Annotated in this window: 23 protein-coding genes; 13 read left to right on the top strand and 10 right to left on the bottom strand. The window is 46.6% G+C overall.

Annotated features, from left to right (window positions below):
• Positions 1-552: 552 nt before the first annotated feature.
• A complete protein-coding gene (locus UWK_RS00860; protein WP_015402456.1) occupies positions 553-1,449 on the top strand; it encodes an AEC family transporter in 897 nt (298 codons plus the stop codon).
• On the opposite strand, the gene UWK_RS00855 is transcribed toward UWK_RS00860, so the two are convergent.
• Genes UWK_RS00855 through UWK_RS18010 form a run of 3 tightly spaced genes read right to left on the bottom strand, consistent with a single transcriptional unit; the run spans position 1,442 to position 4,917 of the window.
• The gene (locus UWK_RS00855; protein ID WP_015402455.1) at positions 1,442-2,320 is read right to left on the bottom strand and encodes a DMT family transporter; all 879 of its coding nucleotides are present in this window, start codon (positions 2,318-2,320) and stop codon (positions 1,442-1,444) included. The genes UWK_RS00860 and UWK_RS00855 overlap by 8 nt on opposite strands.
• A complete protein-coding gene (locus tag UWK_RS00850) occupies positions 2,317-2,679 on the bottom strand; it encodes a DMT family transporter (RefSeq protein ID WP_153304785.1) in 363 nt (120 codons plus the stop codon). The genes UWK_RS00855 and UWK_RS00850 overlap by 4 nt, the downstream gene beginning before the upstream one ends.
• 3 nt (positions 2,680-2,682) lie before the next feature.
• Positions 2,683-4,917 carry a methyl-accepting chemotaxis protein gene (locus tag UWK_RS18010; protein WP_015402453.1) on the bottom strand — a complete coding sequence of 745 codons (2,235 nt, stop codon included), beginning with the start codon at positions 4,915-4,917 and terminating at the stop codon, positions 2,683-2,685.
• A gap of 412 nt (positions 4,918-5,329) precedes the next feature.
• Here UWK_RS18010 and UWK_RS00840 point away from each other — a divergent pair, with 412 nt between their 5' ends.
• The 8 genes from UWK_RS00840 to pdxH all read left to right on the top strand — a co-directional run bounded on the left by UWK_RS00840 (position 5,330) and on the right by pdxH (position 9,635).
• Complete coding sequence (locus UWK_RS00840; RefSeq protein ID WP_015402452.1) at positions 5,330-5,587, top strand: hypothetical protein; 258 nt, start codon at positions 5,330-5,332, stop codon at positions 5,585-5,587.
• A gap of 80 nt (positions 5,588-5,667) precedes the next feature.
• Entirely contained in the window at positions 5,668-5,850 is a 183-nt protein-coding gene (locus UWK_RS00835; protein ID WP_041916253.1) for a hypothetical protein, read from the top strand.
• A gap of 119 nt (positions 5,851-5,969) precedes the next feature.
• The gene (locus tag UWK_RS00830; protein ID WP_015402451.1) at positions 5,970-6,785 is read left to right on the top strand and encodes a rhodanese-like domain-containing protein; all 816 of its coding nucleotides are present in this window, start codon (positions 5,970-5,972) and stop codon (positions 6,783-6,785) included.
• 100 nt (positions 6,786-6,885) lie between these two features.
• Positions 6,886-7,026: a 4Fe-4S binding protein gene (locus UWK_RS18865; RefSeq protein WP_265588646.1), complete on the top strand. Its 141-nt coding sequence runs from the start codon at positions 6,886-6,888 to the stop codon at positions 7,024-7,026.
• Positions 7,027-7,475: 449 nt separating this feature from the next.
• Positions 7,476-7,724 (top strand): hypothetical protein, encoded by a 249-nt coding sequence (locus UWK_RS19180; RefSeq protein ID WP_153304783.1) that lies wholly within the window; start codon positions 7,476-7,478, stop codon positions 7,722-7,724.
• 23 nt (positions 7,725-7,747) lie between these two features.
• The gene (locus UWK_RS00820) at positions 7,748-8,446 is read left to right on the top strand and encodes a M48 family metallopeptidase (RefSeq protein ID WP_167320694.1); all 699 of its coding nucleotides are present in this window, start codon (positions 7,748-7,750) and stop codon (positions 8,444-8,446) included.
• Between the two features lie 8 nt (positions 8,447-8,454).
• Positions 8,455-8,988, top strand: a complete 534-nt coding sequence (locus UWK_RS00815) for a nitroreductase family protein (protein ID WP_015402447.1) — start codon at positions 8,455-8,457, stop codon at positions 8,986-8,988.
• A gap of 8 nt (positions 8,989-8,996) precedes the next feature.
• On the top strand, positions 8,997-9,635 hold the full coding sequence (gene pdxH / locus UWK_RS00810) for a pyridoxamine 5'-phosphate oxidase (protein ID WP_015402446.1): 639 nt from the start codon (positions 8,997-8,999) through the stop codon (positions 9,633-9,635).
• Between the two features lie 2 nt (positions 9,636-9,637).
• Here the strand turns inward: pdxH and UWK_RS00805 are convergent, their stop codons facing one another.
• Together UWK_RS00805 and UWK_RS00800 are read right to left on the bottom strand one after the other, a co-directional pair.
• Positions 9,638-10,579 (bottom strand): PilZ domain-containing protein, encoded by a 942-nt coding sequence (locus UWK_RS00805; protein ID WP_015402445.1) that lies wholly within the window; start codon positions 10,577-10,579, stop codon positions 9,638-9,640.
• A gap of 32 nt (positions 10,580-10,611) precedes the next feature.
• Positions 10,612-12,309: a potassium channel family protein gene (locus UWK_RS00800; RefSeq protein WP_015402444.1), complete on the bottom strand. Its 1,698-nt coding sequence runs from the start codon at positions 12,307-12,309 to the stop codon at positions 10,612-10,614.
• A gap of 341 nt (positions 12,310-12,650) precedes the next feature.
• Between UWK_RS00800 and UWK_RS00795 the strand changes: the two genes are divergently transcribed.
• Positions 12,651-13,697: an adenylate/guanylate cyclase domain-containing protein gene (locus UWK_RS00795; RefSeq protein WP_015402443.1), complete on the top strand. Its 1,047-nt coding sequence runs from the start codon at positions 12,651-12,653 to the stop codon at positions 13,695-13,697.
• Positions 13,698-13,731: 34 nt separating this feature from the next.
• Here the strand turns inward: UWK_RS00795 and sbcB are convergent, their stop codons facing one another.
• Complete coding sequence (gene sbcB, locus UWK_RS00790) at positions 13,732-15,168, bottom strand: exodeoxyribonuclease I (protein ID WP_015402442.1); 1,437 nt, start codon at positions 15,166-15,168, stop codon at positions 13,732-13,734.
• A gap of 221 nt (positions 15,169-15,389) precedes the next feature.
• Here sbcB and UWK_RS18005 point away from each other — a divergent pair, with 221 nt between their 5' ends.
• Both UWK_RS18005 and UWK_RS00780 read left to right on the top strand, forming a co-directional pair.
• Complete coding sequence (locus UWK_RS18005; RefSeq protein ID WP_015402441.1) at positions 15,390-15,980, top strand: flavodoxin family protein; 591 nt, start codon at positions 15,390-15,392, stop codon at positions 15,978-15,980.
• Positions 15,961-17,205 (top strand): amidohydrolase family protein, encoded by a 1,245-nt coding sequence (locus UWK_RS00780; RefSeq protein WP_153304782.1) that lies wholly within the window; start codon positions 15,961-15,963, stop codon positions 17,203-17,205. The genes UWK_RS18005 and UWK_RS00780 overlap by 20 nt, the downstream gene beginning before the upstream one ends.
• Before the next feature lie 62 nt (positions 17,206-17,267).
• On the opposite strand, the gene UWK_RS00775 is transcribed toward UWK_RS00780, so the two are convergent.
• From UWK_RS00775 to UWK_RS00765, 3 genes are read right to left on the bottom strand one after another with little or no spacing between them, the layout of a single operon-like run.
• Positions 17,268-18,101, bottom strand: a complete 834-nt coding sequence (locus UWK_RS00775; protein ID WP_015402439.1) for a polysaccharide deacetylase family protein — start codon at positions 18,099-18,101, stop codon at positions 17,268-17,270.
• Positions 18,098-20,146 carry a molybdopterin-dependent oxidoreductase gene (locus UWK_RS19175; RefSeq protein ID WP_015402438.1) on the bottom strand — a complete coding sequence of 683 codons (2,049 nt, stop codon included), beginning with the start codon at positions 20,144-20,146 and terminating at the stop codon, positions 18,098-18,100. Before UWK_RS19175 ends, UWK_RS00775 begins: the two co-directional genes overlap by 4 nt.
• Positions 20,106-23,150, bottom strand: coding sequence for an MMPL family transporter (locus tag UWK_RS00765; RefSeq protein ID WP_052326942.1), 3,045 nt, complete (start codon positions 23,148-23,150; stop codon positions 20,106-20,108). Before UWK_RS00765 ends, UWK_RS19175 begins: the two co-directional genes overlap by 41 nt.
• A 538-nt stretch (positions 23,151-23,688) precedes the next feature.
• Between UWK_RS00765 and UWK_RS00760 the strand changes: the two genes are divergently transcribed.
• The gene (locus UWK_RS00760; RefSeq protein WP_167320693.1) at positions 23,689-24,348 is read left to right on the top strand and encodes a substrate-binding periplasmic protein; all 660 of its coding nucleotides are present in this window, start codon (positions 23,689-23,691) and stop codon (positions 24,346-24,348) included.
• A 64-nt stretch (positions 24,349-24,412) separates the two neighbouring features.
• Here the strand turns inward: UWK_RS00760 and UWK_RS00755 are convergent, their stop codons facing one another.
• On the bottom strand, positions 24,413-26,485 hold the full coding sequence (locus UWK_RS00755; protein WP_015402435.1) for a hybrid sensor histidine kinase/response regulator: 2,073 nt from the start codon (positions 26,483-26,485) through the stop codon (positions 24,413-24,415).
• Positions 26,486-26,487: the final 2 nt, after the last annotated feature.

Genomic DNA, 26,487 nt, shown 5'->3' with positions numbered 1-26,487 from the left:
AAAGAAAGGGAAGTCACAGTTTCACAGTAAAAAACATAATTGACATGGAGAACATTTACTAAGGATACTGTGAATTTGAAAAAAGGTAATTCCAGCAATATCATTGCACTTAGACCAGAGAAATACCACTTAAATGGAATTACTTCAACGAGAATCAATCCATGAAGTGTACCGATTTGGGTCTTTTTAACTCTCTATAGGATTCAGCGCATCGATGGTCGATGAAAACGGGATATGTTTCGTTTAGGAAATTGGAAGTAATGAGATGTTGTAAGTGTTGACTTATGGTTATTTCTTTTGATGAAATTTAATTTTGGTGGAGTTGAATACCGCCTGGAAATAGATTGATGCAGGTGAGATAGCAACCCCGCCGGCAACGGACCATCCATTTTTTAAATATCTTTGAACTTCAAGTTCAAGTTTTTGAGGCGAATCACTCATAAGTATTTTATACATGGTGTATTATACGATATTTCTGACGATTGTGAAAATATTTTGCAATTCGTCCGCCTGATCTTTCGTCTTTCATCATAAATATTGAGTTTCTGACTTATGGAAAATTTTATTCTTATTTTTATCTGTCTTGCTGTCGGCATGGGGTTGCAAAGATTGACAATTTTTGCCGATAATGCGCCTGTGACCCTGAACCTCTATGTTATCTGGGTTGCTCTTCCGGCCCTTATCCTGCGTCAGGTACCTACGCTCTCCTTTTCAACAGATCTGTTTGTTCTTCTTATTATACCCTGGCTGATGACGTCTCTGGGAGCTGCTCTTGTCTTTATTGCCAGCCGCCTTTTTGCCTGGTCAAGTGAAGTCACGGTGGTGCTTCTTCTTACGGTTCCTCTGGGGAATACGTCATTTCTGGGTATTCCAATGATCGAGGCTTTCTGGGGCACAGAGATGGTCTCCTACGGGATAATCTATGATCAGTTCGGGTCGTTTCTTGCTCTCTCAACCTATGGTTCCTTTGTGCTGGCGTTCTACAGTGAACAGCAGCGTCAGAGTGCAGGCGCCATCCTCAAAAAGATTTTTACTTTTCCACCATTTCTGGCGCTACTTGCTGCTCTTCTTTTAGCAAAGCCATTGCAGCATCCGGCGATTGCAGGGAGTCTGTCTCTCATTGCCTCTTCGTTGGTTCCCGTGGTTATGTTTGCCATTGGCTTGCAGCTGAAAATCAGACTGGCACCGGGCCAGACCTTCCCCTTTTGTTTCGGGCTGATCGCAAAACTCCTTATTGCTCCCTTTGCAGCTCTTCTGATCTGCCGGCTACTGGGGCTTGATGGTCCCGAAGCACGAATTGCCATCTTTGAGGCGGGAATGCCACCCATGGTTACTGCGGGGGCCATGGCCATGAGTGCAGGATTTGCTCCGAGGCTGACGGCTGCTCTCGTGGGCTGGGGGATTCTCCTGTCCTTTGCCAGTCTTTCTTTGCTCTCTTTGTTTATCTGAGAGGCTTTTTTCTTCGGCCAGAGTGTGAAAGAGCGAAGCGGCCACCAATTGAAGCCATGATAATAATGGCCATTCCAAGCAGAACCTGGGAAGTAACCGTTGTTCCATGAATCAGGGCCACCAGCAGAACTGAAAGGGGCGGGGTGAGGTAGCTGAGAAAACCAATTATAACCATATTTCCCCTGGTAACCGCACGGTTCCACAAAAAGAAGGATAAGCCCAGTGGAACACAGCCGAGATAGACGGCTGCACGGATGGCTTTGGGTGACGGTACTCCGTGGGGCATGGTGAGTACGTAGAGCAGAGCTGAAAGGAGGGCTGCTATAATGGTGAAAAACGTCATCGGCTCTCTTGGTATTCTTACATGGCCGAGTGCCACCGAAAAACTCGACCAGATCAGACCACAGGCCAGGGCAAGCTGATATCCCTGCATATAGTCACCGCTGAAGCTGAGATCCTTGCCGGATGCAATAACAATTCCTACCCCGATCATTCCCGCAAAAGCAGTAATCACTATGGAGATTTTCAATTTTCTAAAAAGAATTATCGAAGAAAATACCACTATCCAGAATGACCATGTGGTGGCCAGTATTGCGCCTTCGGCTAAAGGCGCGCGGCCAAGCGCCATATAATAGATGTAATGGTAGATAAAAATACCCCAGACTCCGAGCAGAATAGCTTTCAGATTTGGAATATAAACAGTGAAAGAACGTGTCAAAAGAACGTCCTGTGCATAGAGGAAAACAGCTGCACTGCTAAAACTGAAGAACATCAGCTCTTCCGTTGAAAGCTCTGTCAGTCCTGATCCGGTGGCGGCCGGAAGGCTTGCCCAGCAGAGGATTGCCCCCATCGCATAGAGATAATATTTCATAGGGAAGTTTTATTGTGCTGCTGTCTTTCTTCTGGTCGCCAGCTCTGGAATAAAATACTGCCGATAATCAAAGCAATTCCGATAAAAGTGGCTGGATGGATCTGTTCTTCCACAACGGTTTTCAGGATTAGAAGAGAAAAAAACGGGGTTATATAGATAAGAATTCCTATTCTGGCTGCCGAAGCGGCCAATTGCAGGGCTGTCAGCCAGAGGGCAAAGGTAATACTCATCTCAAAAAGACCAACATAGATCAGCGGTAGCCAGCCGTAGTTCAGGCTCATGGCAATCTGGCCTGGTAGAATCAATAAAAAAACGGGTCTCTGCAGTTTTGCAGGAACCCGTTTTTTTCCCTTCGCCACTCTCTACAGTTTATAACGCTGCATAAGTTTCTTGAGTTTTGATGCCAGGCTGGCAAGGTCACCAGCGCTGAGATTCACTTTGTTTCCGTTGGCCATGATTTCCTGGGCTATTCGGCTAACCTCGGCAATGTCTTTTGCGGTTTCCCCTGCCACCAACGAACTTTGGCCTACGTTTTCATTGACCTCCACCATTCCTTCCGATACCTCGGCGATATTACCTGCAACTTCCTGATTGGTGGCTGTCTGTTCCTCCATGGAAAGGGCAATGCTAGAAACGATTGTATCAACTTCTGCCACAACGGCTGCAACTCCCTTTATTTCATCCACAGTTTTTCCTGTAGAACCTTGAATGCTTTCTATGTGCTGTTTGATTTCCTGGGTGGCGGCAGAGGTCTGTTTGGCCAGCTCTTTGATTTCATTGGCCACTACGGCAAAACCCTTTCCGGCATCACCTGCTCTCGCAGCTTCGATTGTAGCATTCAGGGCGAGTAGATTTGTTTGATCAGAAATTTCATTAATAGCTTCGGTGACCTTGTTGATTTCGAAAATGTCCTGACCCAGTTGTTCTATCATCCCGGAGGAGATATTGATGCGTTTTGTCGCATCGTGCGAGATTTTCTGACCTTTTTCGGTCTGACGGGCTATATCCTGAGCCGTAACATTCATTTCTTCTACGGCAGCAGCAATCATATTGACATTGTTGGTGGCATTTTCACTAGCCAGTGTTACCGAATCCATATTGACACTCATCTCTTCAGCAGCAGCTGCAACGCTATTTGACTTCTGGGAAGAGAGTTCTGCGCCGTCAGACATTTGATGAGAAATAGTGGATAACTCATCTGAAGAGGAAGACAGGTGAGCCACTCCCTGGGAGATTTCTGTAAACATCTCACGAATACCGGAAACCATGTTGTTCAACGCTTCACCGAGGGTTCCGATCTCGTCACGACGATTGATCGTGAGAGTGGTGGTGAAGTCCCCTAAAGACATTTGTTTCGCAAAATCAACACCACGCTTCAATTCGGCAACAATCGAACGGATGGTGAAAAATGTGAAAATACCTGATATCAGGACTACGCAGAGGCCAATGCTTATGGCAAGCATGCCCATTTTCTGGGCTTTAGCAGAAGTGCTGGTGATTTGTGCTTCTTTTCCCTGGTTGGCTTGATCCATGATCTCAGCTACCAGTGGTTCCACTTTTTTTGCGGCTCCACTCATCACTAGCAGTGCTTCGACTATCTGTACATCATTGGCCATCAAGGCAGAGAAAGTTTCACTGTAGGCTGTGAGATCAGCGTTAATGATTTCGATATACTTAGGATCCGCATTGGATTCATCAAAGATGTCTTGAATGGTTTCTGCGGCTTCAAGAGTGGCTACACCGTATTTTTTCATTCGAGTGATGATGTAATTTTTTTCGGTCAGTCTCAGGAGGAGAAGTTGAATCCTGGCATTTGGAACATAGAGATGATTCAAGCCTGCCTCCAAATCCACCGCCGTGGTCTGCAGTTCTCTCAGTGTGGATTCGTCTGGTGATTGTGCGTAGTTGTTTACAGCTTCCTGATAGGCAGAGAGCTTTTCAATCTGGTCATCATACAAATCCTCTTCATCTTCAAGGGTGTCTAGTGACGTTTCGTAAGTATCAATGGATTCCAGTAACTTTGCCATATGACGTTCCGATTTGGTACGGACATATTCCTTTTCAAAACGGCGCATCTGCAAAAGGGCAAGGTAGGAATCACTCACCTGATGCTTTTTCAGATTTTTGGCAACCTGCAGAGCTAATGCTTTAAACTCTCCCTGCAGGCCAGAGTTGCTGTCGAGACCGTTTGTCATTTGGGAGGAAACCAGTTTCTCGAAGGCCTGTTGATAAATGGTCACCTGGCTTAGGATTTCAGTAGCGAGAGTAGCGGTATTGCTTTCTGTGTCTCGAGCCAGATCTTTTATTCTAGCTGCCTCGTCTTTCAGCCCCTTAAGGGTTTCCAGCAGATTTTCTTTATAGAGTAAATCCTTGCTGAGCAGGAATTCTTTTTCAAGCCGTCGCGCCTGCTGCATACTTCCATTAATTGCAGTTGCATGGGAAGCAATGGCAACTTCAGTAGTAATAAGATCCTTGAATCCTCCCGTTGTTTGGGTGACAGTACGCTGGTAAAAAAGAAGGACCAGGATAAAAGAAATAAAAGCGCTGCCAAAAATAAGACCAAACTTTGCCGAAAGTTTAAGGTTAGACCATTTCATAATCGTTTATATAATGTGGTTGAGTGGGATGAATAAAAAATAATAGTACAAAAAAACAGCATGGAGAATGGGGAAATCTGATTAACAGTCGGTCTCTAATTATATTCTCCGTGCGGATACGTTGTGGTGTTTGAAGGATATGCCTGTGCATTTCAAAAGTCAAACAATTTAACCGGTTTCAGGGAATTTTTACGAGATATGAAATGGTGTATGAAAGGGATGACTGTAAGTGGGGTGTTTACTGCAGTTTGATCTCGATTTTATTGGTGCCTTGCCTTTCGGTGAAATATGCTTCGTTGTTGAGCAAAATTCCAGAAATCACTGCTATTATTCGTTTTGGCTGTTGTTATATGTGTCCCCCCCCAAAGAAAAAACTTAGAGGTTGTAAAATATAAACAGGGGACAGTATTCTATGGGATACACTAAAGTTCTAATTGCTACGGTAGTACTCGGAACATTCGGTATGATTGCTGTCCTGATTCCAGGAGAAAACGTATCCGCTAAAGGTTCTCTGTTCCAGAAAAAATATGATGTTGACGGCGATGGTACAATCACTGAACAAGAGTCCAACAGATCCCGGGAACGACAGCAAAAGGCTACTGGAGAAAGGGGTGGCAAGGGGCGTGGTCAAGGCAAAGGGCAAAGGATCCAAAAAAACAGCTCTCAGTAGATAATGTTGTAGCCTGAGTAGACTCTTTTGATAGTGAGTGGGGGGGCGATTTTTCGTAGCAGTATCACTTTTGCAAGGGTATGGTTACTATCAGCCCAATTCTTGTATTTGCTCCATTTCTGGTCAAGGAGATCATGCCTATTTTTGTCTGTCTGAATAAGGAAGAGGTGACTATCCTGCTGGTGGAAAAATGCCAGGGGCGCCCTTCAGCTGGCAAGCCATGGCTATGTTTTGGAAACCGGAAAGATCGTAATCAAGTGTGATGCGGCAACCCTGTGGCAGGATGAAAGTATTGTGAAGGCGTATCTTGGCAAGGAGGGGAAAGCTTTGTCCTGTGACTCGGTATACACGCCGATAAACAAATTAAAGAGAGAAAAACGTTATGCAACTTGATGATTACTATGAAATGAATATGGAGGCTTTTCGCAAATTTCGGAAAGAGAAGGCCGAAAGTGAATATCTTGTTGTTGATGTCCGCTTTCCCGAAGAATATGAAGAGGAGCATATTCCCGGCTGTGTCCTTCTGCCTCTTGCAGAAATCAATGCCCGCCTGACCGAGCTTCCAGCTGATAAGGATATTATTTTTTATTGCCATAGCGGTAAACGTTCCCGTACCGCAGCGCTTTTTGCCACCTCGGTTCCATTTTTCCAGAAAAAAATTTACAATCTTGAGGGTGGCATTATTTCCTTCACCGACAGAACTGTTCCCGACTATCCTGTTTTACAGGTTTTTGATTTTGACGCAGATCTTTCTGTGTTATTCAGAACTGCCATGAATCTTGAGCGGGGAGCCGAAAAATTTTATCAGGCAGTGTTGCAGGATATTGGTGATGTTCCCTATCGCAGAACCATCGAAGTACTTGGTCAGGCAGAGACTGGCCATGCGCGTTTGATCTATTCCATGTGGGCCAAAACCGGAGAGACTATCCCTCCCTTTGAGGAACTGTACGCCTCTCTTCCCGGCGATATCGTTGAAGGAGGAAAACCCGTAGCAGAACACCTTGAGAAGCTTCACAAAATTGAAGATAATTTCGAAGCCCGGCTCCTTGAAATTGTTCTGGAAATAGAACATGCAGCCTATGACTTATATCGTTCCGTTGCTTTGCGCCTTCAGGGGACGGAGTTGGAGACATCGTTCATCACTCTGGCCGAGGCTGAGAAAGGCCATATGCTTCTGGCCAGCCAGGGAATGTGCTAGGCACGGTTTACTGCATAGTGGATCGAAGGATATTGCGAGACCTTCTGGGATTGGAGCTGTGGCAATGGTGTTTTTCAAATGGAAGTAAAAAAAAGCTGTAATAGCTGCCCGTAATGTATGTATGGAGTGCGGAGCCTGCATGCGAAACTGTCCGACGGGTGCAATTGCTGTGGAAGCAGGTGAGGGCTGTGTTCGTGGAATCATTAATGATTTTCTGGGTATAGAAGGTCCCTGTTGTTAGAGTTTGGATAGTACAATTTGAAGCTCACCCTCGGTTTACTTCTCTGTAATATGATTCCAATATTTCTCTTTCATTTAACAATAATTGGTGCTAATTGTATTTGTTCAGTAATGGAAATACCTGTTATTAGGGGTGAGTTGAAAATATCTACGAAATGGAGTGTGGCATGCAACTAAGAAAGTATTTGTTATTCACTACCAGTCTTTTCGTTTTCTCCTCAACTGCTCAAGCCGCAGATTGTCCAGGACCATGGCAGGTGTTACCCAGCAATTATGCTGGGCGGGGAGCTCCATGTCGCGTCCTCGGACTTGATTCACATCAAGGGGTTTGCCAGCCTGGAAAGGTCTACGAAACACTCTGTGACGACACCACTGGGAACAGATTTAAGACATGTCCGGGCCCAAGACTATGTAATACCCAAGTTGGCCCCCCACCTGATGTTCCGCAATATGACTGTAGTAACTGGGATTTCGAAGCCAACGCACCCTGCCCTCCCGGAACTGTTAACGGTGACTGCAGGGGGGGGTGTCAGTCAGTCTACCAGAATGATTGTACAAACTGGGATTACCGGTATAATCAGCCATGTCCTCCAGGATATATTAATCGTGATTGCCATGGGCATTGCGAATCAATGTAGTCTGTTGTCTTTGTTAGTGGTATGGCGTCTGGCTGGATTTAAGTCGTCCCGTACTCTTTAGTTGTTTTTGTGGAAGAGAAGCGTTTGAATAAAGAATATATTGTGATCAACGATCTTCCTGTGGAGGTCTGGCGAAAATCCGTTAAAAACATCAATCTGGCGGTATATGCTCCCGATGGTCGGGTACGTATCTCGGTGCCTCATCGAACCTCTGATAAACGTTTGCGACAGGCTGTCACGAATCGAATTCCTTGGATTCAAAAGCAACGCGAGCATTTCAGGACACGTCCAGTAGCAATCGTTTTGAAGGCTGTCACTGGTGAAATGCATCCTTTTTTCGGGGGAAAATATCCACTCACTGTGGTGGAAAACAGTGCACGTCATTACGTCAGCTTTGATTCGCTGGTCGGGATTACTCTCCATATCCGTCCCGGGACAACAAGTAAAATGAGATTGACTGTGCTTGAAACCTGGTATCGTGAGGAGCTGAAACGTCGTATTCCTGCCTTACTTGCGAAATGGCAGCCGCAGGTCGGGCGACGGGCAAAGGAATTTCGAATAAAGAAGATGAAAACCCGATGGGGGACGTGCAATGTCATGGCAGGCCGCCTCTGGTTGAATCTGGAACTTGCCAAAAAGCCTGATGCGTGTCTGGAGTTGATAGTCGTCCATGAACTGGTACATCTGCTTGAGCGCGATCATAATAAAGAGTTTTATGGCCATATGGACAGGCTCCTTCCAGAATGGCGTGATACCGATATGGTTTTAAGAAATTTTAAGTGAGAAAAAATATGTTTATTGAACTTTTGAGAAAACGCAGGTCTGTGCGTCAGTTTCAGGATAAGGCTATTGAACAGGATAAGGTGGATCTACTTATCGAAGCCATGCTACGGGCTCCATCGTCGAGAAGCTTGTATCCCTGGGAATTTATTGTCGTTCAGGACAAAAACACCATTGAGGCTTTAGCAAAGGCAAAGGTTCACGGTTCTGCATTTATGAAGAATGCCTCCCTTGCCATTGCTGTCTGTGCCGATCCCGACAAGTGTGATGTGTGGGTTGAGGACTGTTCCATCGCAACATTGCTTCTGCATCTGGAGGCAACGGATCTTGGGCTTGGCAGTTGCTGGGTACAGATACGTTTGCGTGAGCATGACAATCAAAGAAGTGCCGAAGCCTATGTTGCCGAAACCCTTGGCCTGAAGGAGGGAATGGTGGTTGAGGCTGTCGTTGCCATAGGTTATCCGGAGAAAGAGAGCAATGGCCATCCCGATTCCTCGCTCTTAAAAGATCGAGTAAGTTTTGAACGATACGGTAATCGGGGATAAGAGAACAAGTGGATATCAGTCATTTTCGTCACGAATATTTAAAGGGCGGGCTGGAGCACGGTGATCTGCTTCCCAGTCCTGTCGAGCAGTTTAACCTCTGGTTTAATCAGGCAAAAGACACCGATATCCCTGATCCCAACGCCATGATCCTGTCCACCGTGAGTCCCGATGGGCAGCCCAGCCAGCGGACTGTCCTGTTGAAGTATTACGATGACGGTGGATTTGTTTTTTTTACCAATAAAGAAAGTCGTAAAGCACGTGAGATTAAGGGGAACCCCAGGGTGAATCTTCACTTTGTCTGGCTTGAACTGGAGCGGCAGATAAGTATTGCGGGTACGGCAAGCCCTGTCACTACCACGGAATCGGCCAGATACTTTATGAGTAGGCCCCGTGATTCGCAGATTGCTGCCTGGGTCTCCAATCAGAGCAGTATTATTTCATCACGTAAGCTTCTAATGCAAAAGTTTCAGGAGATGAAAAATAAGTTCTCCAGAGGCGATGTTCCATTGCCATCATTCTGGGGAGGATATCGGGTTGTGCCATCCTCGGTTGAGTTCTGGCAGGGACGGGAAAATCGCCTCCATGACAGGTTTCTCTATGTACCTGCCGATGGCGGGGGGTGGAATGCGGAGCGGCTGGCTCCGTAGTACTAACGAATAAGGGTAATACCGCTTTCTTCAGATTTTTCCGAAAGTTCTTTCAAATGGGCACGTTGCACAGTTGCAACAAACGCCTCTATGGACGCAGCCAGAGAGCGGGTGGAAAGGTCAAACTGTACGCCACAGCAATACTGGATACCTTTTTTATTGCGAATCTTGGAGATATGGCGAATGGTCGCATTGACCTTCACATGCATATCGCCGAGGAGGAAAAACCGAATATTACAGATCTCGTCTTCGCGGAACAGTAGCTGTTCTTCTTTTTGAACCTCAAAGGAGAGTCCTTCACTACTGATATCGATGGGGACCGTTTTTATATCGGGACGGTGTTTCTTCTTCCCCTTGACAAGAAGGGTAAATCCCATGCTCGCAGGCACCTTGGCCCGAAAAGCTCTTGCTCCCTGAACTTGTCTGCCAATTACCGGAAAAGAGAGGCGTAGAACAGGGAGATCCTGAACGAGTGCCAGATCCTGAAAAAATGTTCCGAGTTCGATGGCGCTGGTGGTTGTGAAAAAACGAATCATCACTCTTTGGGAATTACGAATATGAAGGTTTCCCATGCCAGGTTCGAGAGGCAGGCAAATGATATGGTTTAATAATTTCAGGTAGTCTCCTGCCACATAATCAAGCTGTTGCAGTTCTACTTCCCCCAATTCGTTCACCACCTCTTCCGGATCTGGGGTATCATCGTGGATCCTGCTGAAATATATTCTGGTGGTGCCGTCAATTTCCACCTCGAGAATTTTATTGTCAAACAGTGCTGTCTGGACATAGGGCAGGATATCCGCAACAGTGGTCATAAATTCGCCCGAAGCTATCCCGTCTTCAATGGCCTGTTTCGTGAAAGAATAGCTGTCTTCGGGGAAATAAAGAGACAGCTTCTTCTTAATATTAAGGAGTTGTAGCTCTCTTTTTTCTTCGTCTGCTGTCATCAGTTGTGTTCAGCCAAATATTACGGCTCCATTTATTTTTTCAGATATTCCCGGCGGAACTGTTCTTCTGCTTCAATTGATCCTGCCAGGATTAATTCGTAACTGTCGTCAAAAATTGTTGTCGGATCGGGATTTGTCATGAATGATCCTTCGTTTTTTACCGCCAGCAGACTGCAGCTCGTTTTTTCCCGCATCCGGAGCTCGGTCAATGTCTTTCCTATAAATGCTTCAGGGGTTGGTACTAGAAAGACATTGAGCGCGTCCGAAAAGAAGGAAGTATCAGTCGGGTGGAGGATGTTCATTATGGCAGTAGCTCCCATTGATGCGAAAGAATCCACGAGGTCTGCACCCGCCCGGAAGAGTTTGGATACGGTACGTTCTTCACCAGCCCGGCTTATAATTTGAATATCAGGCCTGAGTTGCCGACAGTAAAAGGCGAGATAGATGTTCATGGCATCATTATGGGTGGTGATGATTACAGACGATGCCTTGTCGATGCCAGCTTCTTGCAATGTGTTGATATCGGCCGCATCACCATGGATGTGATGATCGTGATTTGTTCCCACGTTTTGCCGTTTCTCAATTATGATATAGGGGACATTCTTTGCCTCTAAATATCCGGCAGCTGCTTCGCCAACTCTGCCGCCACCAAGGATAAGGACGGTTGGTCTGGGGAGTGGCTGTGAGGGTGGTGTCACGAGATATTTTCCCGCATTTTCCAGTTCTGTGGCACTCCCGGCAATGATGAGAATATTGGTCACAGAGAGTTTTGCCTGGGGATCGGGAGTCAATATCTTGCCCTTTTCCAGGATACCGATAACCGTTATCCCAAGATCGTTCCTGAGTCGGGATTCGGCGAGCGTTTTTCCGACAAGGGCTGTGTCTCTGACGGGGATCTCTCCAACACGCAGTTCCTCAAACCTGCCGATTATATGAGTACCTGCAACGGGCATGGTTTTTTCGGCCATATTGATGCCAAGCATCTTCATAAACAGAAACACATGGATGTTGCCAGGATAATTAAGGATATCCAGGGAGTGTTCCTGGTCGGCGCTACAGGCTATGGGGACTTTACTGCTGACTTCTCGTACAGTAAATGAGATATTTGTATTCATCAGGTCGTCGGCAGTGGTTACTACCAGTGCAGCCTGGTCGGCATTTATATTATCATAGGTCTGCGGGTCGTCGATTTCTCCAAAAATAACGTTGTATCCGCTGTCCTGTATCTCATGGGCCAGTTGTTGATCAGCGGTAACAAAACAATAGTCATAGAGATGTTTCCTGAGCTTTTCCACAAGGTTTCTGGTGAGAGCATCAAAGGTCGGTATGATGACATGCTCTTTTGTTTCTTTTGGCAGGATCCGTGGAATACGCGTTTCATTCTGAGCCTCAAGCCAGGGTGCCCAGAAGAATTGAATGAAGGTGAATGGCAGCATGATCAGGAGCAGGATAACTCCTGATATCAGAACAAGGAGGGTAAAGAGAAGCCCAAGATCGGTGGAGAAGGTAATGTCACCAAAACCCAGGGTGGACATGACCGTGAGCGTCCAGTAAAAACCGGTAATCCAGCTGAAATCCCTTCCTTCATAAAGCATGATAAGGTGGAAAAGGACGCTGTACAGAGAAATGATAAAAGTGAGAAAAAAGAGGAAACGGGTCAGAAGATAAACGTTTTTCTTCGCCTTTTCGTTTTTTACGAAAAAGAGAACCTGGAGGAGGAGCAGTTTCATATGGTGGAATTATTTCCTGGTAAATGTATAGTTCCTGACAAACAACTACTATACCCCATTAAAGCATTAATTTGCCTCTGCGCCAAGCGACATTTTCCTGCAGGTCTGGAATTGGCTTGTTTGTACTCTGTGTTCAGTAAAAAAAATATTATTTTAGTTGTTGTGGTTGGTTAAGCGCTTTTCTTGCTGCTCCATTTCTGAAGCTGAAGATAAAAGTGAGAAAAAATTGTCTGCAAATAGTGGTATTTCTAGTGTTTCCCTGATACTGTTAATGGTGAAATAGTGATTTTCTGTGCATCGATGATGGACAGTCTAACGTTAACTTTCCTGAACGTAACTGTATGCTGAAAACCATACTGATTGTCGAAGATTCTCCTGTTATGCAGAGGCTTTTGGCCAAGCTCCTTGAAAAACAGGATTATACCGTTCTCACAGCTGATTCTGGTGAAATTGGAATTGAGCACGCCCAGGAATATCTACCCGATCTCATTTTGCTCGATATTATTCTGCCGGAGATTGATGGGTATAAGGTCTGCAGGCAGTTGAAGGGAGATCATCGTACAAAGAATATTCCTATCATTTTTATCAGTACTCTTGACTCTCCCAGGGATAAGGTCGAAGGGTTTGAGGCGGGAGGGATCGACTATATTACCAAGCCCTTTCAGCCCTCGGAGGTGTTGCTCAGGGTTCGCACACATCTTAGAATTCAACATCTTCAGGATGAACTTGAGGAAAAAAATCAGCAGCTGATTGTTGAGAAACTGAAAACAGAGCGTTTGCTGGGACATGTCCTTCCGGAATCTGTTGTGCAGGAACTTTTAGCCACGGGAGGCTACGCCCCACAACTCTTCACCGATACCACGGTCTGTTTTGCTGATATTGTTGATTTTACCTCAGCTTCATCGGAGCTTTCCCCGGGGGTGATTATTCGTGAACTCAATGAAATTTTCACTGCTTTTGATAAGATTACCCATGCTGGAAATTGTGAGCGGATGAAGACCATAGGGGACGCCTATCTTTTTGTGAGCGGGGTACCCACGCCGGATCCGGATCATGCGGTGAATGTTGCCAGGGCGGCGCTGAAAATGGTTGAGTTTCTTAAGGAACGAAACCGGAGGGTTGGCATTTCCTGGGAGATTCGTGTCGGCATCAGTAGCGGCCCATTGGTGGGCGGAGTTGTCGGAACAGAGAAGTACCTCTACGATATTTTTGGTGATACTGTTAATATCGCTGCCCGAGTAGAAAAATCTGCTCAGCCTTTGCAGATAAATGTCTCCAGTGCAAGCTATGAACTGCTGAAGGACAGTTTCCTCCTGAGTAATGGAAAAGAGGTTGAGATGAAGGGGAAGGGGCAGCAGATGATTTATACCCTGCTTGGTCACCTTTAAGGAATATCCCAGACCCGGATTGAGGTGGGAATTCTTACGAGAGTCCAAGCAGTGTCGGCCAGTCAGCCAGAGCTGAAATAATTTTTCGCTCACGCTCCTTTACATCGGGTTGCATCACCTTTTTGGCCAGTTGTTTACGGTATTCTGAAAGGGTGATTCCGCAGTCGGCATCGGGATTGGTAACACGGTTGTGACGAAACGTGTTCCATCGGACACGTTCTTCCTGGGAAAGGGAGTGGGGCCAGTTTCGGGCGCGGTAGCGGAACAGCATCTCTGAAAGACGGGGATCCTCAAACTTCATACGGGTTTTGGCCAGATCGTTTATCGACATATCATGAATATCTTCCATCAGAGCCCGATCTCTGTCGGAGAAAAAACCCCCACCATAGAGATTCTGATCAGGATCCGTAATGGGAGGAAATTGCTGATCCCCGTGAACCTGTTGCAGCTTTCTGCTCAGATCTGGCAGCCCTCTGAGTTGTTTTGCATGTGTTTCAATGTTCTTAAGATTTATTCCCCAGCATTCTGCAGCTTCCGGGGTCAGGGTGCTCATTGGAACCACCACCGGGCTTTTGTTAAGATGGATGGTTTTTAGTGGGATACGCTCCACTCCCTCGGGTAGATCTTCGCTTCTGGTGAATAAACGTTTCTTGATTTCATCCACTGCCAGGGTGAGGAGGGGGGACGGGTCGTGGCGCAGATCGTAGACGATTATACCGTTTTTGTTTATTGGGTGTGCGGCCAGGGGAATAACAGGGGAGATGCAGCCCTGTTTTGCAGGATACATGGAGGAAACATGGAGAACAACCAGTTGCTCCTGGATATTTAAGTTGCTTCCGACTTTGCGCTTGTCCCGCATATCAAAGAGATAATTATAGAGTTTCGGCTGACGGGTACGTATCAGCCGTGCCAACTCAATGGTAGCGTGGACATCGGAAAGGGCATCATGGGCACCTTCGTGGCTGATACTGTTTGCCCGTGTTAAATCCTCAAGGCGAAAGCTGGTGACGCCCTCTTCATTGGTCGGCCATTCAATGCCTTCCGGACGAAGCGCACGGGTAAGGCGGAGCATATCAATGATGTCCCAGCGTGAATTCCCGTTGCGCCATTCTCTGGCGTAGGGGTCGTAAAAATTTCGATAGAGGCCGTAGCGGGTGAATTCATCATCAAACCGAATGCTGTTGTAGCCAACCCCACAGGTGCCTGGCTGTATGAATTCATGATAAATCTCAGCCATGAATTCGGCTTCACAGAGCCCTTCTTCCATGGCTGTCTGGGGTGTGATCCCTGTAATGAGACAGGCTTCTGGCTGGGGAAGCATATCGAGTGCAGGTTTACAGTAGTTCATCATCGGTTTGCCGATAATATTTAAATTGATATCGGTACGGATGCCTGCAAATTGGGCAGGCCGGTCTCTTCTGGGATCTGCACCCCAGGTTTCATAATCATGCCAGTAGAGTGTTGTCGTCATAGGGTGTCCAAGATGTTTTTGTTCGTAGTGGCCAGTGGAGGCTAATTGTTCGGACAGAGAATTATCTTAAATACCATGGTCATAAAGTATCATCAAGCCTTTGTGGCCAATCGTCAAAGAACGGAGTTTAAAAAAAGAACATTGACTAATCACCACATTGTGGCAATGTTTTGATCGTGGCAGTTTTAGTTTACTCACCTTAACCGATACAGGAGCAATCTATGAAAATCTTCTCAGTACACGGTAGTCCAGACAAAAATGGAAACAGCAAGGCACTGGTGGATCGCGTTCTTCGGGCAGCAGAACAGCAGGGGGCGGCAACGGAACTGGTGCATATTTATGATTATACAGTGACGGATGTCTGGCTGAACTATTTTGGAGATGCTCTACAAAATGATTTCAGCAAGGCGGGAGATGATGATATGGGGGTGCTCAAAGAAAAGTTATTGAGTGCAGATATCATCCTGCTGGCCACTCCCATTTACTGGTATCAACTTTCCGGTAAACTGAAGACTTTTCTCGATCGCTGGTCGGATACCTTAAATCCGGACTTTTCGTCGGATCTTGCCGGTAAGGGGTTGGCGGTTGCATCCACTCATTCAGGGCTGAATATCATGCATAGTTCCCGTAATGTGCAGATGGCGCTTGAAGCCACAGCTCAGTTTCTTGGAATGCGCTGGCTTGGAGGGGTTGACGCTCCGGTTCAGTTACCTGGCTCGTCTGGACCCAATGAGGGCCATTTTCAACTGGCAGATGATTTTGGTGCTAAACTCGGGCGTGGTGAAAACCTGATTGGACAAAAAATTCTCTGATATGTCCGGAGGGATTCACTATGTTAAAGCCGGCTGGATGATTGACGGCAGTGGTGGACCGGTTCGAGAAAATGTTTTGGTGACGGTGAAGGATTCCATTCTTGTGGAGATTGATGACTTTAGCGACAGTGACCATCCCGATTCACCCCTGATCACCGATCTGTCTCATTGTACCATCCTGCCTCCTCTGGTTGATTGCCATGTCCATCTTGCCATGTCGGGTTCCACTGACTTGAGAAAGAGACAACGACAGCTGACAGCCGGCTACCGGGATCGCCGCATATCCATTCAAGATCATTTGCATTATCTTTTTTTACACGGTGTGCTGGCAGTACGCGATGGCGGTGATTCTAATGGAGATGTTCTGCGGTATACAGAGGAAACCGAGGGAGGCGACACACGGGTTCCGGTGATAGTGAAGAGTCCCGGCCCGGCGTGGTATCGGGATGGCCGCTATGGCGCTTTTATCGGGGACCATTCTGGAGAAGGAGAGAGCATTGGAACTGCGGTGGCTAGAAGGATAGATTCCGTTGATCATATAAAAATGATCAACTCCGGCCTGAACAGTTTCACGGAATTCGCCCGTGAAACAGAACCCCAGTTTTCCGTAGAAGAGATACAGCAGATAGCGGCCATTACCAGAGAGAAGGGGAAGAAACTGATGGTTCACGCCAATGGCCGGGAGCCCGTCCGTATAGCATTGGATGGCGGCTGTGATTCTCTTGAACACGGTTTTTTCATGGGGGAGGAAAACCTGAAGCGAATGGCTGAGAAGGAAATCACCTGGGTGCCAACAGCCATCACCATGAAAGCTATTCTTGATAACTGGGACTTACTCGATGATGGACGATGCAAAAAAGATGTAATCGTGAAAACTCTGAATCACCAGTTGGAACAGATAGGCAGGGCGCATCAATACGGAGTGAAAATTGCTCTTGGGACAGATGCCGGCTGCCGTGGTGTTATCCACGGAGAGTCCGTTGTCGAAGAGATAAGACTTCTTATAAGTGCTGGGTATTCCCTGGTTGAAGCAATACAGTCCGCTTCCGGCAACGGTACCCAACTCCTTGGCATTGACGAGATCGGACCTATTGCCAAGGGGAGGCCTGCCCACTTTATAGTTGCCCGGGCAACACCTGCAATGCTTCCCAGAAAACTTTCCTGCCTTGAGGCTGTCTATCTCGACGGGAAACCCTGTGGCAGGGCTTTTTTCAAAAAAATATAGGGCAGTTATAATTGGTTTGATGCTTGTCTGCTAAAAAAACAGTCCTTTCTCCTTCCTGGTCCTTATTTTTTTCTCTTTCTACTCGCAGGGGGAATGCCAAGCATTACCTCCGAATGAATAAGTTTTGCAAGTGGTTCTACTTTATAAATGCTCTTTTTGAGATAGGAAAACAGGATATTGAGTTCCTTTTCCCAGGTGTCTGTCAGCTCAGCATTTTGCGGCTCAAGATCATGAAGAAGGATAATGTCGCCGGGTTTAAGTTTGCTGCTGATGCGTTCGGCAAGATTGGTGATTTTCCTGTTTCCACGATCGAAAGGACGACAGCTGAAGGTGACGGTTTGGAGGCCTTCGGTAAGCAGTACCGATTGGAGTCGAGGATTTGTGGCTCCTGCAGGCGGTCTGAAGAGCAGAGGGTGGATGCCATAGGTTTTTAGAATTTCCTGGGTTTTCCTGATATCCTCTCCCAGTCGTTTTTTTGTTCTCAGCATCAGCAGATTGTCATGCTGCCATGAGTGGTTTCCAATGGTGTGACCTGCTGCAAGAATAGCTTTTATCTGCTCTGGATATCTCTCGGCCTTTTTTCCAATTACAAAAAAGGTGGCCTTGAAGTCATATTCTTTTAGTAAATCTAAAATGATTGGAGTGGTTACCGGTGAGGGGCCATCGTCGAAGGTGAGGGCAACCGCTCTGCTTCCGCTGATACTCCTGCTTATTATAGGAAGAAAAAAACCCCATTGCGGGAAAAATGGGGCAGATACACAGAGCAGGAGGTAGAGAATAAGAGGTGTTGGGGCTAGTGCACTTCCCATTGCAAGGAGTGGAATTGTGATAAGAAAGGCAAGTAGCGCCAGTTTATCCGCCTGGGAGAACAGGAACCTGTTGGATGTTTTTTTCATGTGTTGGTATCTGTGCGGAGGGAAACACGGGATTCATGAAATATTCCACCACCGCCACTATCCGTCAGTTTCTGGGATGTTAAATCATTAATTCCACCCGTTACACTTTCGGATTCCCAATAAATTCCCTCTGCGACCAGCAGTCCTGACTGAGTGTCTCTGCTTATTGCCGCGATTCTGGTAACTTCGCCGCGTCCATTGGAGAGGGTAAGTTTCTTGCCGTTGCTAACACCATGTATTCCTGCATCATCGGGATGAATCAGAACCGTGCCGGTTTCTCCGGGATATTGCTCTCCGAATGTACTGTTCAGCAAATTCGTATTAGGCGGTGTGATCAATAAAAACGGGTAGCGTGATCTGAGATCGGGATCCTCAGCCTCCGTTGCTGCTAATAATCGTGCAACATTCTTTTCCTTGAGGACTGAGAGTGGTGCAAACTGGAATTTTTTCTTCTCCCGGCCAAACAGTGATTCTCCTGACTTTCCGTAACTGGAATGGATCCAGGTACCGGCTTCAGGGTCGGTGACGGAGATACCATCAATGGTTGAGAGGTAGTCCAGGATACGTTCATCAATTGTTTGCCTGAAGGGTGCATCGGTGTATCCCATCCTCCGGGCCAGGGACTGAAAGAGGTCAAAGTTACTGATGGATTCTCCCTGTGGCGGTAGGACAGGATCTACTTTTCCCATGTAGAAATGGCCATAGGATCCGTACAGATCACTATTCTCAAAGGAAGTTGTTGCCGGTAATAACAGATCGGCATATCGGGCGGTGGGTGTCATAACCTGTTCATGGACGATGCAAAAGAGATCGGAACGGGACAAGCCTCTTCGCACCATTGAGGCGTCCGGAGCGACGCTCAGCGGATTACTGGAGTAGACCATCAATGCCTTAACAGGTGGCTGCAGCACCGTTAAAGCTTCTCCCAGCTGGACCATGTTTATCTTACGGGTTGGCAATGGTGCAAGGGAGGGGTAGGTGAGTCTTGCCGAGTCCCCCCTGAACCCCCGACTGAATAATAAAACGCCCTTTCCCGGTGAGCCGTCAAAGAGGCCCCTTACCGCCGCAAGACAGGTTATCCCCTGTACGGACATGGCACCTCTGCTGTTACGCGTTAGGCCTATCCCTATACGGATGAATGTTTTGGGGTGCGCCTGGATCAAATTTGCGAATTGTCCTATTGTATCGCGGTCAAGTCCCGATTGGTCGCAGATAGTCTCCCATGAGATCGTATTGAGGTAGGCCACAAGATCATGGAAATTTTCAGTTTCCGATTGGATAAAACTGGAATCAATTCCATTGTTTTCAAGGAGCTGTTTTACAGCACCAAGAGCCAGGGCCGTGTCACCCCCAGGTGTTACAGGGAAATAGTAATCTGCAGCGTGGGCGGTGGCGGTTCTGTAGGGATCGACGACGACAAGTTTTGCTCCCCTGCGAAGGGCCTTCTGGATAAATGGCCAGCAGTGGACATTGGTGACCTTGAGATTTATTCCCCAGATAATCACCAGGTCGGCATCTACGACTGTTTCCGGAGGGCTTCCCGAGATGCCGTCGCAGTGTCTGTTCCATCCGGCTTCTGCTGCAGCGGAACAGATTGTGTGATCCAGTTGAGAGGCGCCAAAGCGGTGAAAAAACGGATATCCTGCCCAGCGGTTAATCAGCCCCATATTCCCGGCGTAGGAATAAGGCAGTAATGCCTCTCCGCCATATTCGCTTTGTATTGCCGTCAGTCGGTTGACCAGAATCTCCCAGGCCTCCTCCCAGCTGATTCTTGTAAACTGTCCTTTGCCCTTCTGGCCGATTCTTTTCTGAGGGTAGAGAATCCGTTGTTCGGAGTGGATCCGGTGGTGATAGCGCTGCATCTTACGACAGATAAAACCGGCAGTGATCGGATGATCCTTGGCGCCGTTAAGCTTAACGATCCTTCCGTTTTTAACCGTAGCGTCAATTCCGCAACTGTCCGGGCAGTCGAGTGGGCAAATAGTTCTTTTTATCTCTGTCATTTTATTTATGGGTACGGCCAATGAGCCAGATGAGTTCTGCATTTGTTTCTGTTGTTTTTTTTGTTTCTATCCTGAATCCTGTTTTTTCCAGAAGATGAGCCATCCTCTGTGCTGTACGGTAATGTGCCTCTCCTCCAGAAAAACGGACGCGACGGTCTTCGAGCTTCCATGACCATGATGGGACACCATTCGGTCTGATGACAAAGCGTGTTACGAGCAGGCCCTGGTCATTAAGCATTTGGAAACATTTTTGAAAAAGTATCAGTATGCTTTTATCGTCAAGATAGTGAAGCATGTCAAGCAGCAGAATCAGATCCGGCGGGTTGGGTACGATGGGCAGATCCGGTGCCATATCCTCTAAAATCTCTCCCTGCTCTCCCATGGCGAGTGCCGCCACCCGGACCCGTTCACCATCAGGATCAAGACCGAAAACTCTGGACTCCGGGAAATATTCCAGACACCAGCAGCCGGGAACACCGTATCCACAGCCTATATCAAGAATGGTTTTTACGCTGTCACGATCAGCTGCAAGGAGTTGCGGCAGGTCTGTAAACATCGGGTCTGACTGCAGCTTGAAGCGGGCAAACATCCGAGGATAAGCCTCCATCAGGCGGTATCTGTTTCGTACCCGTTTACTAAGAGACAGCTCGGGAGGACTGCTTCCTTTCTGCTTTGAAAAATAGAATTGAAGGAGAGGTGGCAGCAGGAGGAATGCACCAAGGAGTGAGTAGCCGATGCCCAGGAGTGATGTGACCCCGATGGATCGAAGGAGTGAATGTTCAGCGAGACAGAGAACCCCGAATCCGATCACAGTGGATGCACCTGCCATAAAAACGGCCATGCGCACAAGACTGAATGATGGATGATCTGGAACGCGGTAGCGCTGATGGGCCCGGACAAAGAAAATTGAATAGTCTATCCCCATGCCAAGAATAACGATGGAAAGCATCAGCCCTGGAATGTCGAGGGAATGGCCGATCAGTTTCATGGTACCGAGAGTGCAGATATAGGAAAAAAGCGGAGGGATAAGCGTGATAAGTGTCAGCTGCCAGCTGGCAAAGAAGAAGAGGAGTAGAACCACAATGCTGATGGCTATGATTGCAAGCATTGTGGTAAAGCTGTGAAAGAGAATTTTTGCCAGTTGTTCAGAGAAGTAGGGACCGTCAAAGAGTTTACCTTCCCGGCCATAGAGGCTGTAAAAATCGTCACTGTTATAGTTTGTCCCGGGAGTGATGGTAATAAACTGGGTCAGCTGGCTATCCTTCTTTGAGAGCCCCAGGAGCTTGTAAAATTTTTGAGGAATCTCTGTGCTGGAAATTTTTTGCGGATTCCCAGTAAGGCGGAGAAAGTGAGCAAAAGCATCCTCTGCAAAGCCAAGAGACTTGCCATTTGAGCTCAAACTCTCCTGCAGATTTTCATGGCGCTCCTTCGTCCAGAATTTCTTCCAGGCATCAAAATTACGAGCGGCAAGTTCCGGCCCTGGAAAGATCATGGATGGGACAAAGGCGGAGCTGATTGTTCCAGATGCCATGTTCGACTCAATCTGCATTAGAATTCTATCGTTTTTCCGTTGGATTTCTGCGGCCTCTCCTCTGGTCATAAGTACAACTTTTGTGCCCATATCCCCCCATACCATGGAGAAAAGACTGTCTGCCGCACGGGTTTCGCTGCTTACGGTGTTCATGCTTTCAAGGCTTACATTGAAGTCGGGGCGTGCAAAAAAGAGTAGTGAGGCCGCGAGAAGGGTTGCAGCAATTGCTCCGGGGCGTCCAGTGCTGTACAGCGTATCGACAAATCGCCGTAGAGGAAGATTCTGTCTGCTGGCTGCAGCCATGGAAGGGGTTATGCGGGGGAAGATAAAATGGACGAAAAGAAAGGAGAGGAGTACCCCCATGGCCGTGAATTGCCCAAGCTGGACGAAGATTGGAAAGCCGCTGAAACTGAGGGTGAGAAAAGCTCCACATGTGGTGAGAACCGCCAGTATCCCGATTGCCCGAACTTCGCTCGATGCCTCTTTTCCTTTTGTTTCTTGAGGACGGTCAAGAAAGAGCAGATAGGCAATACCATGATCCACGGTGATGGAAATAATAGCCCCTCCAAAACCGAGTACCATGATGGAGATTGATTGATGAAACAATGAAAAAATACACAGGGCTGACGCTGTTCCGGCAAGGGCTGGCAGCAGGGAGAAAAGGCCCAGCAGGGGACGGGGAAAGGCAACAAAGAGCAACAGTCCGATACCCGCCATCGAGAGAGCCAGGGCCAGGTTCACATCATGGCGGATGATAGATTCGTTGTCCAGCGCTGCCCGGTATGCTCCTACGGGAGTGAGGATTGGTGTAATACCACTGGAACTGTATTTATTAGTCAGCCCTGTGCTGAGATCATCCAGAAGCTCTGCAATCTGTCTGGCCGAGGCCGTGTTACTCCCGGCACTGCCCGGACGTGCTGTTACCAGAAGATGACGCCTGTCCGGGGAAAATACAAAGCCCTTGTATATCGAGGTACCTGGGAGTGGCGTGAGCATTGCCATCTTCGCCATTATCGGTTCCATAAAGCCCAGAGGATCGGATTGTAATAACTGACTCTGTCCTATACCTTCAAGACTACTCAGTTTGAGGAGGATATCTTCAAAGCGTTGTCCAATAAATCTTTTTTCAAGTCGGGGAGCTATCATTTGCTCCAGTTCCTGTGAAGAAAAGAGGATGGGCAGATTGCCAGCTACATGGAGGGCAAGCTCAGGAATAAGAGTCGTGATTGCGTCGGTTCCCACTTCAGCAAAGAGATTGCTTGATCGGAGCCCCTCCTCTATGTATTTGCCACAGTCAACAAGGATATCTCTGTTGTCGCTTTCTACACTGATATCAATGGCAATCTGGTCATGAATGGGATGACTGGTGAAAATCTCCAGAGCATCGCTGATAACCGTTTGCCCGGATGGCAGAGAGCGTACGATATCCGTATCGATATCCAGACGCAGGAAGGCTGTCACGGTAACACCGAATATCATAATGAAAACAACTGTGAGGAGACGATAGTTAAACAATTTTACCTGTTGTATCCGGTATTCCGGAGTGTGCTTTGAGAGGAGGGGTTATCTGTAAATATTATTACTCTATTATATTGAAGTTTCCTGTAAATTTAAATGCTTCAAGCTACCATGAACAGTGAAATTTTGACGAGGAATTTTTGCACTTTCCTACGTTGTAGTAAAAAAAATCAATAGAAATTATGGAAGTGATGCTGCTTTCGTTATCGGTGATAGGTATTAAAAAAGGGTAAAGCAGAGTCAGGTTACCTGGATTTTGTCTTGTCCTGTGATGAGTATCTACTGCTTAATTTCCTGGAGAATTTCTGTCAATAACAGTTGATTTGTGATTAAATGAACGAGAAAGCATTGCAACGTATTGGAATTTGTTTCCCTTTGCCAGGGAAAATATGGGGTGTCAGAAAGTATCAAATAGAGGCTATTCATTAACAACTCAAGTTTCTGAGTTTATAAAACAGTACTGGTTCTTACTATGAAAAAAATACACACTTTTTTCTTCTCACTGCTTTGTCTTGTTCTGTTCCAATCACCCCTGTTGGCAGAAGAGATGAAAGTGGGGTTTAGTCAGTTGAGTGGCTTGATAGAAATGAATGAGGATTCTGGGAAGCCGACCGGAGCATTGGTTGAATATTGGCAAAAAATAGCTAAACGGATGGGTGTCTCCATAAAATGGATTGGACCAATTCCCCCGGCCAGACTCATTATGTATATAAAAAATCATAATATAGATGCCATATCTGTCGCATCAAAAAATACAGAACGGGAAATGATTGGGATCTTCCCAGCGAAACCTATTTTCTTGAAAAAACCCGTTGTTTGCCTGAGAAAGGACGTCAATATTCAAAAAATTGAAACATGGGCTGACCTGGAGCCTTTGGCGAAAATAGGGGTTATACACGGGCACAGACTTGCTCACAATATTGCAAAGGAATTTCCGCAGTTACGTCTGGCCATGATCAAGGATAGGGATTTAGTCAATTTTTCCCTGTCAAAGTTAGCTGACGGAGAGCTTGATGGTTTTATTTATCCAGGGCGAACAGGAATTATGGAGTCAATTAAGAAATTAGGTCTTGGAGACAGCATAGATGTCCTGGATGCCCCTGTTCCAGCTATACCATATTATGCGTTTTTTTCTCGGCAACGTATGGATCTGGCAGAGAAATACAACAAACATCATGATGATGTGAAGTTTTAGCAGTTACTCTTCCCGGGAATGCAGAGAGTAGGCAGAACTGCCTGAAATGAAAACGAACAATATCCTATAGAAGGCGGCGCACCACATTCTTCAGATCCTGAAGCTGGAAGGGTTTTGTAACAGTGGCCAGAAACCCATACGCTTTATAGTTAGTCATGATAGGGTCATTGGAATAGCCACTGGAGACGATGACCTTAGCATGAGGATCGATAGCATGAATTTTTCCAACCGCCTCCTGTCCTCCCATAGCCCCTGGAATTGTTAAATCCATAATGATCAGGTCAATGGGGGCGTTGTTTTCCATACTTTCTTCAAAAAGGGCGATGGCTTCCTCACCATGATTGGCCAGTACTACGTCATAACCGAGGTGGTTTAACATATCTTTTGATACTAATTGCACCATCTCGTCATCATCCATAATCATTATTCGGATTTGACCATGACCATTCAACTTTTTTTGATCTTTTATTGGAGTTGCAGGAACTGGATGTGGAATGTGAATTTTCTCTGCCGGAAGGTAGATTGTAAAGGTGCTTCCTTTGTCCGGCTCAGATTCTGCTATCATACGTCCTTCATGCTTGACGATGATAGAGTGGCTGACAGCAAGGCCTAATCCACTCCCTGTTTTTTTTGTGGTGAAATAGGGGTCAAATATTTTATCCAGTTGATCTTTTTTTATACCGGGACCGTTATCAGCAATGGTTATTTTGATATACTCCTGAGGAGGCAGGTCCAGGTTCAAAGCCTCATCATGACTGACGTTAACACCCCTAACGTGAATAATTCCCCCTTCAGGCATGGCTTGATTAGCGTTAATGACCACATTCTGAATAACTTGTGAAATCTGTCCCTGGTCAACGTTAACAGCATATAAATCCGTATCCCATGTGTACTCACAGCGGACATTACTTCCCCGTAAGACAAAGCTTGACGATTCCTCGATGACTTCCTGAATTAATGACAGCTCTTTGACCGGCTCTCCGCCTTTTGCAAAGGTCAGCAGTTGCTGGGTGAGATCTCTGGCCCGAAGTGAGGCCTTTTCAGCCTTTTGCAACAGGGAATGAGCCTCATTGTCAATTTTTGTGTGTTGCAGGGCCAGATTGATATTTCCAAGGATGGCAACCAGAATATTGTTAAAATCGTGAGCAATGCCACCCGCCAGCAAGCCCACAGACTTAAGTTTTTCGATATTTGCCAGTTCCTGCTCACTTTTTAATTTTTCGGTTACATCGCGAAAGACAAGAACAACACCTATAATTTCACTGTGCTGATTTCTGATGGGTGCCCCACTGTCAGCAATGCTGCGCTCTGAACCATCCCTTGATATTAGAACGGTATGATTGGCAAGAGTTATGTTCCCCCCACTTTTCAATACTTTGTCTGCCGGGTTGTCACATTGTTTTCTGGTTTCTTCGTTTATGATATGAAAAATCTCGCTCAATGGTTTCCCGGTAGCCTCTTCATGGCTCCAGCCGGTGAATTCCTCGGCAACCTTATTGATCAAAACAATAGTGCCGTTTATGTCTGTAGTAATGACCCCATCACCGATACTGCGCAGGGTGACTGACAATTGCTCCTTTTCTTCTGCAAGAGCCTTTTTTGCCGAGACCAGATCAGACGTCCTTTCTTCCACTCTGAGTTCAAGGGCCTTTCTAGCCTCCATAACACGCAGGTACAGTCGTGAGGCTAAAAGCACGAGCCCCATCATAATGAAAATGTTGAAGTAGAGATAGATGGTGCTATGGCGATGGACCGCCTCAATTCGCCCGATCACGTTACCCCGGTATAACACTTTGCTTTCCAGCTTGATTTTTGGAATCAGGCCAGTGGATTCCAGGGCTATATCCATAAAACCGGGTTTTGGGCCGCTCATCTCTACGAAGACTTCGTTGAAGGCAGTAAAAACGGCAATATGCTCAAGATTTTGGAGTTTTGCTGCAAGTTCGAGGTAGGCTCTGGGCTCAGAGGAATCCAAATTCCATAAAGAACTTGCAATAACCTGGGCATTATCCTTTAGATTGTTCCGATCTTGGACTAAAATCTGCCTTTCCCAGAAAACAATAAAAACAGACAGAATAGTGACGAGGAGTATCATGAGGAGAATGTCTGTTTTTTTACTATTTAATGTGATTGGCATGG

The sequence above is a fragment of the Desulfocapsa sulfexigens DSM 10523 genome, from assembly GCF_000341395.1.
In the GTDB taxonomy this organism is placed as follows: domain Bacteria; phylum Desulfobacterota; class Desulfobulbia; order Desulfobulbales; family Desulfocapsaceae; genus Desulfocapsa; species Desulfocapsa sulfexigens.
Note: the sequence above shows the minus strand (reverse complement) of the source record. Positions and strands in the feature narration are given on the sequence as shown.

Bases quoted from the DNA above. Each gene is read 5' to 3' on its own strand.
- UWK_RS00860 (WP_015402456.1), top strand. From the start codon at position 553: ATGGAAAATTTTATTCTTATTTTTATCTGTCTTGCTGTCGGCATGGGG.
- UWK_RS00855 (WP_015402455.1), bottom strand. From the start codon at position 2,320: ATGAAATATTATCTCTATGCGATGGGGGCAATCCTCTGCTGGGCAAGC.
- UWK_RS18010 (WP_015402453.1), bottom strand. From the start codon at position 4,917: ATGAAATGGTCTAACCTTAAACTTTCGGCAAAGTTTGGTCTTATTTTT.
- UWK_RS00840 (WP_015402452.1), top strand. From the start codon at position 5,330: ATGGGATACACTAAAGTTCTAATTGCTACGGTAGTACTCGGAACATTC.
- UWK_RS00835 (WP_041916253.1), top strand. From the start codon at position 5,668: ATGGTTACTATCAGCCCAATTCTTGTATTTGCTCCATTTCTGGTCAAG.
- UWK_RS00830 (WP_015402451.1), top strand. From the start codon at position 5,970: ATGCAACTTGATGATTACTATGAAATGAATATGGAGGCTTTTCGCAAA.
- UWK_RS19180 (WP_153304783.1), top strand. From the start codon at position 7,476: ATGACTGTAGTAACTGGGATTTCGAAGCCAACGCACCCTGCCCTCCCG.
- UWK_RS00815 (WP_015402447.1), top strand. From the start codon at position 8,455: ATGTTTATTGAACTTTTGAGAAAACGCAGGTCTGTGCGTCAGTTTCAG.
- UWK_RS00805 (WP_015402445.1), bottom strand. From the start codon at position 10,579: ATGACAGCAGACGAAGAAAAAAGAGAGCTACAACTCCTTAATATTAAG.
- UWK_RS00800 (WP_015402444.1), bottom strand. From the start codon at position 12,309: ATGAAACTGCTCCTCCTCCAGGTTCTCTTTTTCGTAAAAAACGAAAAG.
- UWK_RS00795 (WP_015402443.1), top strand. From the start codon at position 12,651: ATGCTGAAAACCATACTGATTGTCGAAGATTCTCCTGTTATGCAGAGG.
- sbcB (WP_015402442.1), bottom strand. From the start codon at position 15,168: ATGACGACAACACTCTACTGGCATGATTATGAAACCTGGGGTGCAGAT.
- UWK_RS18005 (WP_015402441.1), top strand. From the start codon at position 15,390: ATGAAAATCTTCTCAGTACACGGTAGTCCAGACAAAAATGGAAACAGC.
- UWK_RS00775 (WP_015402439.1), bottom strand. From the start codon at position 18,101: ATGAAAAAAACATCCAACAGGTTCCTGTTCTCCCAGGCGGATAAACTG.
- UWK_RS19175 (WP_015402438.1), bottom strand. From the start codon at position 20,146: ATGCAGAACTCATCTGGCTCATTGGCCGTACCCATAAATAAAATGACA.
- UWK_RS00755 (WP_015402435.1), bottom strand. From the start codon at position 26,485: ATGCCAATCACATTAAATAGTAAAAAAACAGACATTCTCCTCATGATA.